The organism is Microbacterium sp. 69-10 (genome assembly GCF_001897945.1).
In the GTDB taxonomy this organism is placed as follows: Bacteria; Actinomycetota; Actinomycetes; order Actinomycetales; family Microbacteriaceae; genus Microbacterium.
The window spans coordinates 205338-220748 of record NZ_MKRT01000028.1 but is presented as its reverse complement, the minus strand read 5'-3'; the positions used below and the strand labels follow the sequence as shown (position 1 = coordinate 220748).

The 15411-nt window shown below is 70.3% G+C and carries 19 protein-coding genes; 14 read left to right on the top strand and 5 right to left on the bottom strand.

The window, feature by feature from the left end; genetic code table 11:
• Positions 1-10: 10 nt before the first annotated feature.
• A complete protein-coding gene (locus BGN97_RS15630; protein WP_292703444.1) occupies positions 11-1723 on the bottom strand; it encodes a glycerol-3-phosphate dehydrogenase/oxidase in 1713 nt (570 codons plus the stop codon).
• Between the two features lie 97 nt (positions 1724-1820).
• On the opposite strand from BGN97_RS15630, the gene BGN97_RS15625 reads away from it, so the two are divergent.
• The gene (locus BGN97_RS15625) at positions 1821-2792 is read left to right on the top strand and encodes a sugar-binding domain-containing protein (protein WP_292703441.1); all 972 of its coding nucleotides are present in this window, start codon (positions 1821-1823) and stop codon (positions 2790-2792) included.
• Between the two features lie 19 nt (positions 2793-2811).
• On the opposite strand, the gene BGN97_RS15620 is transcribed toward BGN97_RS15625, so the two are convergent.
• Positions 2812-3960: a glutamate--cysteine ligase gene (locus BGN97_RS15620; protein ID WP_292703438.1), complete on the bottom strand. Its 1149-nt coding sequence runs from the start codon at positions 3958-3960 to the stop codon at positions 2812-2814.
• A 207-nt stretch (positions 3961-4167) separates the two neighbouring features.
• Here BGN97_RS15620 and rpsP point away from each other — a divergent pair, with 207 nt between their 5' ends.
• The 4 genes from rpsP to trmD are packed head-to-tail and all read left to right on the top strand — an operon-like array spanning position 4168 to position 6110.
• On the top strand, positions 4168-4593 hold the full coding sequence (rpsP, locus tag BGN97_RS15615; RefSeq protein ID WP_285632614.1) for a 30S ribosomal protein S16: 426 nt from the start codon (positions 4168-4170) through the stop codon (positions 4591-4593).
• 6 nt (positions 4594-4599) lie between these two features.
• Entirely contained in the window at positions 4600-4830 is a 231-nt protein-coding gene (locus BGN97_RS15610; protein WP_071644715.1) for an RNA-binding protein, read from the top strand.
• Position 4831: 1 nt separating this feature from the next.
• Complete coding sequence (gene rimM / locus BGN97_RS15605; protein ID WP_292703430.1) at positions 4832-5416, top strand: ribosome maturation factor RimM; 585 nt, start codon at positions 4832-4834, stop codon at positions 5414-5416.
• Positions 5417-5423: 7 nt separating this feature from the next.
• The gene (gene trmD, locus BGN97_RS15600) at positions 5424-6110 is read left to right on the top strand and encodes a tRNA (guanosine(37)-N1)-methyltransferase TrmD (RefSeq protein ID WP_292703427.1); all 687 of its coding nucleotides are present in this window, start codon (positions 5424-5426) and stop codon (positions 6108-6110) included.
• 13 nt (positions 6111-6123) lie between these two features.
• Here trmD and BGN97_RS15595 read toward each other — a convergent pair whose 3' ends face one another.
• Entirely contained in the window at positions 6124-6681 is a 558-nt protein-coding gene (locus tag BGN97_RS15595; RefSeq protein WP_292703425.1) for a histidine phosphatase family protein, read from the bottom strand.
• A 137-nt stretch (positions 6682-6818) separates the two neighbouring features.
• A complete protein-coding gene (gene map / locus BGN97_RS15590) occupies positions 6819-7601 on the bottom strand; it encodes a type I methionyl aminopeptidase (protein ID WP_292703422.1) in 783 nt (260 codons plus the stop codon).
• Positions 7602-7705: 104 nt separating this feature from the next.
• Between map and BGN97_RS15585 the strand changes: the two genes are divergently transcribed.
• The 9 genes from BGN97_RS15585 to BGN97_RS15545 all read left to right on the top strand — a co-directional run bounded on the left by BGN97_RS15585 (position 7706) and on the right by BGN97_RS15545 (position 14704).
• Positions 7706-8194: an MFS transporter permease gene (locus BGN97_RS15585; RefSeq protein ID WP_292703419.1), complete on the top strand. Its 489-nt coding sequence runs from the start codon at positions 7706-7708 to the stop codon at positions 8192-8194.
• A 170-nt stretch (positions 8195-8364) separates the two neighbouring features.
• The gene (gene rplS, locus BGN97_RS15580) at positions 8365-8712 is read left to right on the top strand and encodes a 50S ribosomal protein L19 (protein WP_285632587.1); all 348 of its coding nucleotides are present in this window, start codon (positions 8365-8367) and stop codon (positions 8710-8712) included.
• A gap of 120 nt (positions 8713-8832) precedes the next feature.
• Positions 8833-9567: a signal peptidase I gene (gene lepB / locus BGN97_RS15575; protein ID WP_292703414.1), complete on the top strand. Its 735-nt coding sequence runs from the start codon at positions 8833-8835 to the stop codon at positions 9565-9567.
• The gene (locus BGN97_RS15570; protein ID WP_292703412.1) at positions 9564-10229 is read left to right on the top strand and encodes a ribonuclease HII; all 666 of its coding nucleotides are present in this window, start codon (positions 9564-9566) and stop codon (positions 10227-10229) included. The genes lepB and BGN97_RS15570 overlap by 4 nt, the downstream gene beginning before the upstream one ends.
• Positions 10230-10258: 29 nt before the next feature.
• Positions 10259-10585: a DUF2469 family protein gene (locus BGN97_RS15565; RefSeq protein ID WP_292703409.1), complete on the top strand. Its 327-nt coding sequence runs from the start codon at positions 10259-10261 to the stop codon at positions 10583-10585.
• A 97-nt stretch (positions 10586-10682) separates the two neighbouring features.
• Positions 10683-11045 (top strand): YraN family protein, encoded by a 363-nt coding sequence (locus tag BGN97_RS15560; protein WP_292703407.1) that lies wholly within the window; start codon positions 10683-10685, stop codon positions 11043-11045.
• Complete coding sequence (locus BGN97_RS15555) at positions 11042-12571, top strand: YifB family Mg chelatase-like AAA ATPase (RefSeq protein ID WP_292703404.1); 1530 nt, start codon at positions 11042-11044, stop codon at positions 12569-12571. The genes BGN97_RS15560 and BGN97_RS15555 overlap by 4 nt, the downstream gene beginning before the upstream one ends.
• Positions 12568-13743, top strand: coding sequence for a DNA-processing protein DprA (gene dprA, locus BGN97_RS15550; protein WP_292703402.1), 1176 nt, complete (start codon positions 12568-12570; stop codon positions 13741-13743). The genes BGN97_RS15555 and dprA overlap by 4 nt, the downstream gene beginning before the upstream one ends.
• 58 nt (positions 13744-13801) lie before the next feature.
• On the top strand, positions 13802-14704 hold the full coding sequence (locus BGN97_RS15545) for a tyrosine recombinase XerC (protein WP_292703399.1): 903 nt from the start codon (positions 13802-13804) through the stop codon (positions 14702-14704).
• 28 nt (positions 14705-14732) lie between these two features.
• Here BGN97_RS15545 and BGN97_RS15540 read toward each other — a convergent pair whose 3' ends face one another.
• Positions 14733-15389 (bottom strand): M23 family metallopeptidase, encoded by a 657-nt coding sequence (locus tag BGN97_RS15540; protein WP_292703396.1) that lies wholly within the window; start codon positions 15387-15389, stop codon positions 14733-14735.
• Positions 15390-15411 lie beyond the last annotated feature (22 nt).

Sequence of the window (15411 nt, the reverse complement as noted above, 5' to 3'; positions counted from 1 at the left end):
ACCAGTGTGGTCAGCTGCGCGCCGGGACGGCGATCGACAGGCCGTGCGCGTCGTTGAGCAGCTGCACGGTCGCCTCGACCTCGGCATCCCTGCGGCCCTCGTCCCAGCCCATCAGCGGCGCCAGCGCGTCGGCCAGTTCGACGAGCAGGTCACCCGTGACGTCGCCGACGAAGGCGACGTTCGAGCGGCGCAGCACGACGTCGGCGAGCCGGACGACCAGCTCGTGCTCGACCATCCACTCCAGCTCGCGCAGGGACAGCGCGCCACCGGCCAGGGGGCGGTCGTCCTCCTGCTCGATGTGCGACCAGACCTCGGCCGCGCGGGTGCCGTAGCGGGTCAGCAGCGCATCGCCGCGCGCGGCGTCGGCTCCGGGCAGATTCGCCTGCTTCCACGCCGCACGAGCCCTCGTGGTGCGGGGGAAGCCGTGACCACCGCCGATCGGCAGGCCGGCGGTCGACACCGAGCGGGGCCGTCCCAGCAGTTCGAGCACGCGGTTCGAGAGGTGCTCGCCGAGCGCGCGGAACGTCGTCCACTTGCCGCCGACCAGGCTGAGCATCGGCGTCGGGCCGCTCTCGTCGAGCTCGATCCGGTAGTCGCGTGAGACGAAGCCGGGAGCGGTGTCCTCGTGACGGGGGAGCGGGCGGATGCCGGCGAACCGGTAGACGATCTGCTCGCGGTCCACCTCGATTGCGGGGAAGACATGGTGGATGAGATCGAAGAAGTAGTCGACCTCCTCCTCCGTGCAGCGCGCAGGCTCCCTCGGATCGGCGTCGATGTCGGTGGTGCCGACCATCACGCGATCCTTGAGCGGGTAGATCAGGACGATGCGGCCGTCGGAGTGCTCGAAGAAGATCTCACGACCCTGCGTCGCGGCGAGCAGCTCGGGGTGATCCAGCACGATGTGCGAGCCCTTGGTGCCGCCCATGAACCGGGTCGCGTCGCCGAGGGCGTCGTTGGTCAGGTCGGTCCACGGGCCGGATGCGTTCACGATCACGTCCGCCCGGACGGTGAACTCCTCGGCGCTCTCACGATCCCGCAGCACCACGCCGTCGCCGTCACGGCCGACGGCCTCGACGTAGTTCAGGGCGTGCGAGCGCGGGTTCGCCGACCGGCCGTCCTGGAGCACGTCGAGCGCCAGGCGCTCGGGATCGTGCATGGAGGCGTCGTAATAGGTGGCGGTGTACTTGATCCGCGGATCCAGGTGGGGGAGCTCGGCCAGCGACGCCTTGCGGCCCAGGAACCGGTGCCGCGGAACGGATCCGCCGTCTCGGGAGAAGGTGTCGTAGATGGTCAGGCCGAGCTTGATCAGCACGGCGCCGCGCTCCTGGGGCTTGCCGCTGCGGTGAGTGAGGAAGCGGAGCGGCGCGGCCAGGATGCCGGAGAAGGTGGAGTAGATCGGGATCGTGGTCTCCAGCGGCTTCACGTAGTGCGGTGCGATGCGCAGCAGGCCGTTGCGCTCCTGCACGGATTCGCGGACCAGCCGGAACTCGCCGTTCTCCAGATAGCGGATGCCGCCATGGATCATGTGGCTGGATGCCGACGATGCGCCGCCGGCGAAGTCGCCCCGATCCACGATGACTGCGTCGACGCCCTGCAGCGCGAGATCGCGGAACAGCGAGATGCCGTTGATGCCGGCGCCGATGATCAGGACGGTGGTCCGTCCGGCCTCGCGCACGGATGCCAGCTCCGCCGCCCGTCGTGTGCTTCGCGTCTTGTCGACCATGGTGTCCCCTTCGTCCCTGCCTCCAGCATCCGACCTCTGGCAGGATCATGCAAACGTTCTGCACGAATGTGCAAAGCTGACTGCGGAGGTGGTTCGGATGGCTGCGGATCAGGGGCGACAGGATGCCAAGGTGACCGCCGCGCTCACCGCGGCGAAGCTCTACTACCTGCAGGACATGACGATGGAAGCGATCGCGTCGGAGCTGGGCACCTCCCGCTCCTCCGTGTCGAGGCTCCTGGCGCATGCGCGGGACACCGGACTCGTCGACATCCGCGTCAACTCGCCCTTCGAGCGCGTCGGACAGCTCGAGGAGCAGCTGCGCCGGCGGTTCCGGATCGCGGCGCACATCGTGCCGATGTCGGGGATCGTGAACGAGGTGGAGCGGCTGGAACGCGTGGCACTGACGGCCGGGCGTCTGCTCTCGCAGTTCATCGACTCGAACATGGTGGTGGGCATCGCCTGGGGGTCGACGATCTCCATGGTCAGCCGCGCGCTCGTGCAGAAGGAGACTCACGGCACGACCATCGTGCAGCTGAACGGCGCGGGCAACATCCAGACCAGCGGGCTGGAGTACTCCAGCGACATCCTGCAGCGATTCGGCCACGCCTTCGGCGCGCAGGTCGAGCAGTTCCCCGTGCCGGCGTTCTTCGATGACCCCGACACCCGGGCCGCGATGTGGCGGGAGCGCAGCACGCGCCGCGTGCTGGCGTTCCAGGCCAAGACCGACATCGCCGTGTTCGGGCTCGGCTCGCCGCAGTCCGAGGTGCCCAGCAGGGTGTACGTCGGGGGCTACCTCAACCGCGACGACTACCGCAGCCTGCGGGAGGATGAGGCGATCGGCGACGTGGCGACGGTGTTCTTCCGGGCGGACGGCAGCTGGAAAGACATCCGCCTGAACGCGCGGTCCACAGGACTGGGGCTGGACCGGCTGCGACGCGTGCCCCGCCGGGTGTGCGTCGTCTCGGGAGCGGCGAAGGTCGGCACGCTCCGGGCGGCGATCGCCGCAGGGATCGTCACCGACGTGGTGCTGGACGAGACCCTGGCGCGGCTGCTGGTCGAGGACGACTGACGTCGGGCCCGGCGGCTGCTCAGTCTGCCGCGGAGTGCTCGGGACCCGCACGGAACTCCCGGATGAGGTGGTGCACGACCTCGTGCAGATCGCCTCCCGCGGCATCCGCCGCCTCGAGCTGGCGAGCGTAGCTGGCGCCGTTCTGCAGGATCGTCCGCACGCCCTCGAGCTCGCGGGCGCAGGACAGATCGTCCGCGATCGGTCGAAGATCGTCGAGCACCGCCGAGAGGTGCTCGCGGACGGGCACCTGGGAGCCCGCGGAGTCCACGATGACCCGCGCGTCCAGGCCGTAGCGCGCGGTGCGCCACTTGTTCTCGCGGTGGAACCACGGCTGCAGGGTCGGCAGCTCCCTGCCCTCGTCGAGCTCCCGCGAGAAGAACTCGACCAGGGTCTGGGTGAGCGCGGCGACCGAGGCGAGCTCGGTGAGGGTCGACATCCCGTCGCAGGCGCGCACCTCGATCGTCCCCCAGCGGGGCGCCGGGCGGATGTCCCAGCGCACCTCGGATACATCGCGCATCACTCCGGTGCGGATCATGTCGTCGAGATAGCCCTCGAAATCCTGCCAGGTCCGGACCGGCCACGGCAGGCCCGCCGTCGGGAGCTGCTGGAACACCAGCGAGCGGTTCGAGGCGTAGCCGGTGCGCTCGCCCGCCCAGAAGGGGCTCGACGCCGACAGCGCCTGCAGATGGGGGAGGAACGCGGACAGCGCGCCGACGATGGGCAGCACCTTGCTGCGGTCCTCCACGCCGACGTGCACGTGGATGCCCCAGATCATCATGTTCCGGCCCCACCACTGCGTGCGCTCGATGAGCTGGTGGTAGCGGGTCTTCTCGGTGACGCGCTGATTGAACCACTGCGCGAACGGGTGACTGCCCGCGGAGAGCAGCTCGATGCCCGCCGGATCGGTCGCGCCCCGCACCGCACTGATCGCGGCGGCGATGTCGGCCACGGCATCCCTGACGGTCGCCCCGACGCCGCTGGTGACCTCGATGGTGTTGGTGAGGAGCTCGCCGGTGACGGTATGCCGCTCCGCCGCGCTCTGCGCCTCCAGCTGAGCCAGCAGCTCCGGCGCGCGCCCGACCAGGTCCCCGGTGGCGGGATCGGCGAGCATGATCTCCCATTCCAGACCGACCGTGGAGCGGGCTGAGGGCGCGAATTCGATCGGCACGCGCACAGTCTGACACGCGGCCCGGTCCCACCGCACACGCCGTGTCGCCCGGTTTCGCGGTCCGCGGGAGGATCTGGCAGAATAGAGGGTCGGACGGCTGCTCGACCCTCTATCCAGCATCCGTTCCCCCATCAGAGCCTCCGCCGGGTTGTGCACCCCACTCTCCAGGCGTCGTTCATCTTCCTTTCCACACCATTCAGGAGAATCGTGGCTGTCAAGATCCGTCTCAAGCGCTTCGGTAAGATCCGCGCCCCCTACTACCGCATCGTCGTCGCCGACTCGCGCACCAAGCGCGACGGTCGCGTGATCGAGGAGATCGGCAAGTACCACCCCACCGAGCAGCCCTCGTTCATCGAGGTCGACTCCGAGCGTGCGCAGTACTGGCTGTCCGTCGGCGCGCAGCCGACCGAGCAGGTCACCGCGCTGCTGAAGCTCACCGGCGACTGGGGCAAGTTCAAGGGCGACAAGAACGCCAAGTCCACCGTCCAGGTCGCCGAGGCCAAGGGCGCCTTCGAGGCCGACTCGTCGAAGAAGTCGGTCATCAAGCCCAAGGCCGAGAAGAAGGCCGAGCCCGTCGAGGCTCCCGCCGCTGACGCGGAGGCCGCTGAGGCTCCCGCCGCCGACGCAGAGTAATCCGCTGTGCTCGCCGCCGCGCTCGAACACGTCGTCAAGGGGATCGTCGATCACCCGGACGATGTCCGCATCACCGCATCCGCGTCGCCCCGGGGCGACCTCCTCGAGGTGCACGTGCACCCGGATGACCGTGGTCGCGTGATCGGGCGCGGCGGCCGCACCGCCAAGGCGCTGCGCACGCTCATCTCCGCCCTCGCCGACGGACGTCGCGTCCGCGTCGACGTCGCGGACGACTGACGTGGCGGGCGACAAGAACCAGCTCCGCGTCGGCCGCCTGCTCAAGGCACACGGCCTCAAGGGCGCGTTGAAGCTCGAGCTGTACACCGACAACCCGGAGCGCCGCTTCGTCCCGGGCGCCGAGTTCACGCTGCAGGTGCCGGAGGCATCCGCGTGGCACGGCAAGACGGTCACGATCCGCGACTACCGCGTCATGAACGGCAGTTCCGTGGTCTTCCTCGAGGGCGTCGAGGACCGCACTGCCGCGGAATCCCTCGTCAAGGCCATCCTCTGGATGGATGAGGACGACGAGGTCGAGGACGACGCCTGGTACGCGCATCAGCTCGCCGGTCTCGACGTGGTCCGCGACGATCAGGTCATCGGCCGCGTGCTGCGGGTCGAGCACCTGCCCGCGCAGGACCTGCTGATCGTGAAGACCGACTCCGCCGAGGTCATGGTCCCGTTCGTCTCTGCGATCGTGCCCACCGTCGACATCGCGGCCGGTCGAGTGATCGTCACCCCGCCTGCCGGGCTCTTCGAGGAGCTGCCGTCGGCCGCGGACGCCGCCGACGAAGCGGATGCTGCGGACCAGACCGCATCGGAGTGACGGCGCCATGCGCATCGACGTCGTCTCGATCTTCCCGTCGTACTTCGACGGACTGACGCTGTCCCTGCTCGGGAAGGCGCAGGACTCGGGCATCCTCGACCTGAACGTGCACGATCTGCGCGAGTGGACGCACGACCGGCACCGCACGGTCGACGACACCCCTTACGGCGGCGGCGCCGGCATGGTCATGAAGCCCGAGCCGTGGGGCGAGGCGCTGGATGCCCTGGCACCCGACACGGGCAGGCCGACCATCATCTTCCCCTCGCCCGCCGGCGAGGTCTTCACGCAGGCGACGGCGCGGGAGCTCGCGACCCGGGAGCACCTGATCTTCGGCTGCGGCCGCTACGAGGGCATCGACGAGCGCGTCTTCGAGTACGCCGCCGAGCTGGGCGAGGTGCGCCTGATCAGCCTGGGCGACTACGTGCTCAACGGGGGAGAGGTCGCCGTGATGGCGATGGTCGAGGCCATCGGCCGGCTCATCCCCGGCGTGGTCGGCAATCCGGAGAGCCTCGTCGAGGAGTCGCACGAGGACGGTCTGCTCGAGTACGCCTCGTACACGAAGCCGTCGGTGTGGCGCGACAGGGAGGTGCCGCCGATCCTGCTCAGCGGCAACCACGGCGCCATCGCGGCCTGGCGCCGTGAGCAGCAGGTCGAGCGCACCAGGGCTCGCCGCCCCGACCTGCTGGACGACTAGTCCTGCTGGACGCCTACAGGATCCGTTCCACGCCGCGCTGGATCTCGAACACTACGCCGTGCGGATGCCGCAGCGCGAGTGCCTGAGCGGCATCCAGACCGCACAGCTCTGCGCGCAGCATCCGTCCGATCATCTCGTGCGCGACCAGTAGAGGTGCGGAGTCGGTGGCCCAGCCGCAGGCGGAGAGCGCCTCGCGCGCGCGGCTGCGCGCCTGCGCGTAGCTCTCCCCGCCGGGGAAGGACCAGCCGTGCCGGTTCTCCGCGCGCTCCTCGCGTGCGCCGGGGTGGAGCTCGTCGATCTCTTCCCACGTGAGGCCGGCCATGTCGCCGTGGTGCACTTCAGCAAGCTCCGGCACTTCCACCAGATTGGCGCCGATGCGATCGGCGATGATCACCGCGGTGCGCAGCGCGCGCCCGAGCGGGCTCGAGCACACCACGGAGATGCCACGGCCCTGCAGACGCCCGGCGGTCTCGCGCGCTTGACGAATGCCGTCGGCCGTCAGCGGGGAGTCCAGCTGGCCCTGCAGGCGATGCTCCGCGTTCCACACGGTTTGACCGTGTCTGGCCAGCATGACCCTCTCCGGGACGTGTCTGTCGCGAGGGATCATGCAGTCAGGATGCCACACAGCCATTCCGGATAGGGGTGCACCGCATTCGAGCTGCCCCCAGCTCAGAGCGCCTGCGACAGGGAGAAGCGGCCCGCGCCGTGTCAGTCGACGCCGAGGAAGCTCCGGTCGGTGAGGACGATCGGGCCGTCCTTGGTCACCGCGACGGTGTGCTCGGAGTGCGAGCCGCGCGAGCCGTCCGCGCTGCGCAGGGTCCAGCCGTCGGCGTCCGTCCGCAGTTCGTCGGTGGTGGCGAGAAGCCACGGCTCCAGCGCGAAGACCAGGCCCTCGCGGAGCGGGAAGCCACGGCCCGCGCGCCCGTCGTTCGGAACGTGCGGATCGCCGTGCATGATGCGGCCGACGCCGTGGCCGCCGAACTCCGTGTTGATCGAATAGCCCGCGCCGTGCGAGACCTCGGCGATCGCGGCCGAGATGTCGCCGATCCGGTTGCCGACCACGGCCGCGGCGATCGCCGCATCCAGTGCGCGCTCGGTGGTGTCGATCAGGCGGAGATCCTCGTCGCGAGGCGTCCCCACCACGAACGACACGGCTGAGTCCGCCACCCAGCCGTCGACGGACACGGCGAAGTCCAGGGACACGAGGTCCCCGTCGCGCAGCGTGTAGTCGTGGGGGAGACCGTGCAGCACGGCGTCGTTGATCGACGTGCAGATGACCTTGCCGAACGGGCCGTTGCCGAACGAGGGGGCGTAGTCGATGTAGCAGGACTCGGCCCCGGCCTTGCGGATCAGATCGTGGGCGTGACGGTCGATGGCCAGCAGGTTGGTGCCCACCTTCGTCTCCGCGCGCAGCGTCGCCAGGGTCTCCGCGACGAAGCGGCCGGCGGCGCGCATCTCGTCGATCTCGGCAGGTGTGCGCAGTTCGATCATGGGAAGGATCCTCTCGTCAGCTTCCATTCTCCCCGATCCGCGGACGCAGCAAGCTCACAGCGAACACCCGCCGCGGGATGCGGGCGGGTGCGTACCATCGGAGCATGTGGTTGCGTGAGGCGTTCTTCCGCTGGCTCGTGCCGGCGGCCTTCCTCCTGCCGCTGTGGCTGTTCGTGGGCTGGGCGATCTTCGGCCAGAACGCGTGGAGCCTGCTGTGGGTGCTGCTGATGGCGATGCCGACGGTCTTCGTCGGGCAGCTGATCCTCACCCTGCTCACCCGTTCGCGTCCCTCGGTGCGAGCCGAGCGGGCGGTGTCCTGGTGGGACGTCGCCGGCTTCACGGTCTGGCACGGACTCACCATCGCCGTCGGGCTCTTCGTGGACGGCGGCTTCGGGTGGCTCCTGACCGGGGCGATCCTCGCCGCGATCGCGCTCTTCTGGCTGCAGCTCTGGCAGCTGTGGAACGAGGCGAGGGGCACGGGCATCCGCATCCGCGAGACCGTGAGCTGGAGCACGGCGCCGCGCGTCGACGACTCGGCATCCCAGCCCGCCCACGACGTGATCGTGATCGAGGAGAGCCGCACGAAGGACTGAGCCGGCCGGTTTTGAGCGGGCTCCGGTTCATGGCAGAATAGATGTTTGTGCCGTGAACCGGTTCTGCCTCAGGGGAACCCGCGGACGCCTCGCGCGCCGCTCGGCACACACCCGTTCTTATTCCTTTGAATCATGCATCCGACCTGTGGCGAGTGCAGAGAGAGACGATCATGCAGATCCTCGACGCCGTCGACGCGGCTTCGCTCCGTTCCGACATCCCTGTCTTCCACCCCGGTGACACCGTCAAGGTGCACGTGAACATCACCGAGGGTTCGCGTTCGCGTATCCAGGTCTTCCAGGGCGTCGTCATCGGCCGCCAGGGCGATGGTGTGCGCGAGACGTTCACCGTTCGCAAGATCAGCTTCCAGGTGGGCGTGGAGCGCACCTTCCCGGTGCACTCGCCGGTGATCGACCACATCGAGGTCGTCACCCGCGGTGACGTGCGCCGCGCCAAGCTGTACTACCTGCGCAACCTGCGCGGCAAGAAGGCGAAGATCAAGGAGAAGCGCGACAACTGACGCGCAGCTCTTCCGCAGAACCCCGAGACACTCCCGTCTCGGGGTTCTGTCGTCTGCACGTCCGTGTGCGAACCTTGTAGATGCCGCCGTCGCGCGGCGAATCAGACGAAGAGAGTCCATATGACATCCGACGCCGCCGAATCCGCGGAGAAGCCGACGCGGCGGCGAGGACCCTGGGTCTTCCTTCGCGACGTGCTCGTGATCATCGTCATCGCGGCGCTGGTGTCGTTCGTCGTCAAGACCTTCGTGGTGCGCTCGTTCTACATCCCCTCCGGGTCGATGGAGCGCACCCTGCTGATCAACGACCGGATCCTCGTCGACGAGCTGACCCCGCGCTGGAGCGGATACGACCACGGCGACGTGGTGGTGTTCAAGGACCCGGGCGGATGGCTCCCGCCGGCCCCGCAGACACCGGCGCGCCCCTTCCTCGTCGAGGCGGCGGACTGGGTGCTCACCTTCGTGGGCCTGTCGACCACCGATGCCCAGGACCACCTCGTCAAGCGCGTCATCGGCCTCCCCGGCGATCACGTGGTGTGCTGCAACGCCCTGGGCCAGATCACCATCAACGGCTCGCCGATCGATGAGCTCTCCTACCTGAACCTCCCCGGCGGTGACACCGCGGCATCCGACGTCGACTTCGACGTGACCGTGCCGGCGAACTCGCTGTGGGTGATGGGCGACAACCGCGACCGCTCGCAGGACTCGCGCGCGCACCAGGACCTTCCCGGTGGCGGGTTCGTGCCGCTCGGCGACGTCGTGGGCCGTGCGTTCCTGACGACGTGGCCGCTGGACCGCTTCGGCCTCATCGACACCCACGATGAGGTGTTCCGCTCGATCCCGGGACCGAAGAAGTGACCGTCGTCGCGCCCACGCTCCGTCTGGAGCGCCGGCTGCTGCGCGACGAGGAGTTCGACCTGATCATCGCGCTCGACGAGGTCGGGCGCGGAGCGCTGGCGGGTCCCGTCGCGGTCGGAGCGGCGGTGATCGATGCCGCCGGATCCCGCCGGCGCGTTCCCGAGGGCCTGCGCGACTCCAAGCTGATCACCGAGAGGCGGCGACCCGGTATGGCATCGCGCGCCGCCGAGTGGGTGCAGGCCTCCGCCGTCGGCTGGGCGAGCGCCTCCGAGATCGACGAGGTCGGGATCATGCGCGCCCTGGGGCTGGCCGCATCTCGCGCGGTGCAGGGCGTCGTCGATCAGGGCGCTGCGCTGGAGCGGGCCCTGGTGATCCTGGACGGGAACCACGACTACGTCTCCCGGGTGCACCCGGCGCGGCTGACCGTGCGCACCATCGTGAAGGGCGATCGCGACTGCGCATCGGTCTCAGCGGCATCCGTGATCGCGAAGGTCGCCCGGGACGCGCTGATGACGGATCTGCACCCCGAGCATCCCGCCTACCAGTGGGACCGCAACAAGGGCTACGCGAGCCCCGAGCATCGCGCGGCGATCCGGGAGCAGGGCCTGTCACCGCTGCACAGGTCGTCGTGGGCGATCGCCGACGCCCCGACGCTCTTCTAGCGCGCACTCTCTCCTAGGATGGAAGCATCATGGATGAGGATTCCTTCGACGACTACGACCGCGAGCTCGAGCTCGCGCTGTTCCGCGAGTACCGTGACGTCGTCGCGCAGTTCCAGTACGTCGTGGAGACCGAGCGGCGCTTCTACCTCGCCAACGAGGTGAACGTCGTCCGTCGCGACACCGAGAACGACTTCTACTTCGAGATCTCGATGACCGACGTGTGGGTGTGGGACATCTACCGCGCCGACCGCTTCGTGAAGGCCGTGCGGGTGCTGACGTTCAAGGACGTCAACGTCGAGGAGCTGCAGCGCCGCGAGTTCGAGCTGCCCGACGAGCTCTCGCTCGACGGCAAGTGATCCCACTGGTTTCCACATTCGGCTGACTTCTGCGGGTTGTGCACAGCCGCCGTGATTCCGGAGCTCCGGCGTCGGCACGCCCCGTCAGGCTGTCGTCATGGCAGCGAAAGACGAACTCGGGCGCGCGGGCGAAGAGCGCGCGACGCAGCACCTCCGTTCGCGGGGATACGCCATCCTCGACCGCAACTGGCGGTGCGAGCAGGGTGAGATCGACATCGTCGCGTTCCGTGACGATCGGCTGTGCATCGTCGAGGTGAAGACCCGCCGATCCGAGCTCTACGGGCATCCGTTCGACGCGATCGACGAGCGCAAGCGGCGACGGCTGTGGCGGCTGGCGTTCGCCTGGGCCGCAGCGCACCCGGATGCCGCACGACGTCGTGAGATCCGCCTGGAGGCCATCGGCCTGGTCGGAGCGGATGCCTCGACCGCCCGGCTCGAGCACCTCGTGGACATCCTGTGAGCACGGCGCGAACCTGGGCGGTCGCCCTGACGGGCGTGGACGGGCACATGGTCGAGGTCGAGGCCGACTTCACCGCGCAGACGCCCGAGTTCCGGATCATCGGGCTGCCGGACAAGGCGCTCGGTGAGGCGGTGCAGCGGGTTCGCAATGCCTCGAGCAATGCCGGACTCGACGTGCCGCGACGCCGGCTCACCGTGAACCTGTCACCCGCCAGCCTGCCGAAGCACGGTTCGGGCTTCGACCTCAGCATCGCGGTCGCCACCGCCGCCGCCGGCGGTGCGCTTCCCGCCGAGGCGATCCGCTCCACCGTGCACATCGGCGAGCTGGGCCTGGACGGCAGGCTGCGCCCGGTGCCCGGAGTGCTGCCCTCCGTGTACGCCGCGGCGCGCGCGGGCTTCGGCCGCGTCGTCGTGCCGCATGCGAACGCCGCCGAGGCGGCACTCGTCCCCGACATCGAGGTGCGGGCGGCGGCATCCCTGGCCGAGGTGGCGGCGATGCACGGAGCCGAGGTCGAGGTGCCGGAGGTCGACGCGGTCGAGATGCCGGTGTCCGCACCGGCCGATGCGGATCGTCTGGATCTCGCCGACGTGATCGGGCAGGACGAGGCGGTCGACGCGCTCGTCACCGCCGCCGCCGGCGGGCATCACCTCATGCTCAGCGGGCCCCCGGGCGCGGGAAAGACCATGCTCGCCCGGCGGCTGCCCGGCATCCTGCCTCTGCTGCGGGAGGAGGAGGCGCTGGAGGTCGCGGCGATCCGTTCGCTGGCGGGGGAGCCGATCACGCACCTCGATCCCGTCGTCCCGTTCGTGGCGCCGCACCACAGCGCGTCCCCAGCGGCGCTCGTGGGCGGGGGCACGCGCGTCGCACGGCCCGGCGCCATCGTCCGCGCTCACCGCGGCGTGCTGTTCCTGGACGAGACGCCCGAGTTCCAGCGGGTCGCCCTGGACGCGCTGCGACAGCCGCTGGAGTCCGGCCGCATCGAGGTGCACCGCGCCGGCTTCACCGCGAGCTATCCCGCGCGGTTCCAGCTGGTGCTGGCGATGAACCCCTGCCCGTGCGGCAACTACGGCGTCCGCGGTGCGGAGTGCACCTGCCCGCCCATGGCGATCCGGCGCTATGCGGGGAGGCTCTCCGGGCCGCTCCGCGATCGCATCGACATCGATCTTCAGGTGGCGCGCGTCGCCGCCTCGCGAGCGACCTCCGGAGAGGCGTCGGAGCTCACTTCGGCTCTGGCGCGCGTCAGGGTGGTGGCCGCGAGGGACGCTGCAGCCGAACGGCTTCGCGGCACTCCCTGGCGCGTGAACGGCGAGGTGCCGGGGGAGCGGCTGCGGGTCGGGGCGCTGCGCCTGCCGGTGAAGGTGCGGGCACCACTGGATCGTGCACTGGAGCGCGGGACGGTCACGCTCCGCGCGTACGACCGGGTGCTCCGCGTCGCGTGGACCATCGCGGACCTCGCCGGTGCGACGACGCCGGGCATCGACGAACTGGGACGGGCTCTGTTCCTGAAGAAGGGGTTGCTGGCATGAGGACGAAGACGAATCGGATGCTGGACGATGCGAGGCTGCTGCCCGCCGCCGAGCGGCTGCGGCCGGATGCGGATCCTCACGAGGTCCTCGCGCGCGCGGCGTGGTCGGTTCTCGTCGAGCCGGGCGACGGAGCGGCCGGTGCACTGGTGGCGGCGCATGGGGCATCGGATGCGCTCGATCGCGCGTTGAGTCAGGACCGGATGCTGACACCGGGCGTGCTGGAGTCGCGGGAGTTCGCGGAGGCGCAGGCGCGGTGGCGCCCGCGAGCCCGTTCTCAGGCGGTCCTGGACGCGCTCACCTCCTGCGCCGAGGTCGGCGGTCGCGTACTCCTTCCCGGTGATCCCGAATGGCCCAGCGGACTCGACGATCTGGGACCGCACGCGCCGCTGCTGCTGTGGGTGCGCGGAGACATCGGCGCGCTGACGGCGCAGCCCGCCGTGGCGATGGTGGGGGCCCGGGCGGCGACGCCCTACGGAGAGGCGGTGGCCGGTGAGCTGGCGGGGGATCTGGCGGGCTCCGGCGTCGTGGTCGTCTCGGGCGGGGCGTACGGCATCGACGGCGCGTCGCATCGCGCAGCACTGGGCGTCGGCGGCACCACGATCGCGTTCCTCGCCGGAGGAGTCGACCGGGCCTATCCGATCGGCCATCAGCAGCTCTTCGATCGCATCCGGCGCGGCGGAGCGGTCGTCAGCGAGGTTCCCTGCGGCGGCGCACCCACCAAGTGGAGGTTTCTGCAGCGGAATCGCCTGATCGCCGCCACAGGACTCGCGACCGTCGTCGTGGAGGCCGGCTGGCGCAGCGGCACGCTGAATACCGCCGGGCACGCTGCAGCGCTCGGACGCCCCATCGGCGCGGTGCCCGGCCCGATCTCCTCCGCCGCCTCGGCGGGCTGTCATCGTCTGCTCCGCGAGTTCGACGCGATCTGCGTGACGAACGCGCAGGAGGTGCGTGAGCTCTGGGACGACCGCGTGCCCATCGCACCGCAGGCGGCACGAGCCGATCCGGACCGGATCCGCCTGACCGATGCGATGAGCAGCCGGACCGCCCGCGACGCCGATGACCTCGCGCGGCGCAGCGGACTGTCAGCGGAGCGCGTGAGGAGCCTGTTGGGACTCCTCGCTCTCGAGGGGAGCGCGGAGCAGACGCCGGATGGGTGGAAGCGGACCGCCTGAGGCTCGCGCATCGGCGGGGGAGCACGCCGGTGAGGCTGCGGCGCGGCATGCTGGATCCATGAGGTACACGCAGGCGGTGGAGGCGTTCATCGCGCACCTCGCGCAGGTGCGGAGGCTCTCGCCGGCGACCGTGCGCGCGTACCGTTCGGATCTCGCCGACCTGGGTAGAGCGGTCGGAGACGCCGACGTCACCGAGATGGACCTGGAGGCTCTCCGGGACTGGCTGTGGCAGGCGACCCAGCGGGGCGACGCCCGTTCCACGCTCGCGCGTCGCGCGGCCGCCGTGCGGTCGTTCTTCGGATGGGCCCACGACGCCCAGCTCGTGACCGTGGACCCGAGCCTGCGCCTGGTCACGCCCCGGCGGGCCAAGACCCTCCCCGTCGTCGCATCCGCCGACGGCATGCGCGAGCTGCTGGATGCGCAGCGCATCGCCGCATCCACGGGGGATCCGATCGCACTGCGGGATCACGCCATCCTCGAGCTGCTCTACGCCGCCGGCATTCGCGTCTCCGAGCTCTGCGGCGTCGACGTCGACGACCTGGACCTGCAGAGGCGGGTGGTGCGGGTGCTCGGCAAGGGGTCCAAGGAGCGGGTCGTGCCGTTCGGCGCACCTGCTGCGACCGCGCTCGGCGCGTTCCTCACCCGCGGACGGCCCGCGCTGCTCGCCCGCACCGAGTCACCCGGCCCCGCTCTCTTCCTCGGCGCACGCGGTGCGCGCATCGGGCCGCGCACGGTGTACGCGCTCGTCGCCCGCGTGCTCGGGCCCATCGTCGGCGCAGAGCATGTCGGTCCGCACGCCCTCCGGCACTCGGCGGCGACGCACCTGCTCGACGGCGGGGCCGACCTGCGCGCCGTGCAGGAGATCCTCGGACATGCGAGCCTCGGCACGACCCAGATCTACACGCACGTCTCGGCCGAGCGGCTCACCGCCACCTACCGCCTCGCGCATCCTCGGGCCTGACGCCGGAATCGCGCGGCGCGCGAAGGGTTCAGCCCTCGCAGCAGGGGAGCAGCACGGCACGAGGCGGCAGGCCGAAAAGCCCTCGCGGATTCACGTACCGCTTGTCGATGCGGACGCCGACATGCAGCGTCCTCGGGGCGACGTGCCCTCCTGAGGCCAGGATCCCCACCACGTCGCCCGCCAGCACGGCGTCACCCACTGCGAGATCCGACGACACGGGCTCCAGCGTGCTGATGTACCCGTCGCCGTGATCGATCGTGATCAGCGGCCGGTCGGCCACCGTCCCACGGAATGCCACGACGCCCGCTGCCGGGGCAAGCACCTCAATGCCCAGCGCCGCCATGACATCCATGCCTCGATGGCCGGGGCCGTACTCGTGCGCGGGTGCGCGGAACGGAGCGATCACCGTGCGCGGGCCCGTGACCGGCCAGCGCCAGGGGTAGCCGGGAGCCTCCTCCGCCGGCCCGCTGACCGCGCCGCGGGCCACATCGACGGGCGCCGTGGAACCGCTCGGTCGCGCCGCGTCGGCTGAGCCGGCCGCCGACGCCGGCGTCGGCGCGCCGAGAGCAGCCGTCGCGGATGCCGACGGACTGCCGCACAGCCCCATGACGACCGCGAGCACGACCGCGCGGCTCATCGCGACGCGACGACGGCGCCGCTCCGCGTCCGGATTCCCGCTGACCATCCGCCCACCCTGGCATGTGAGC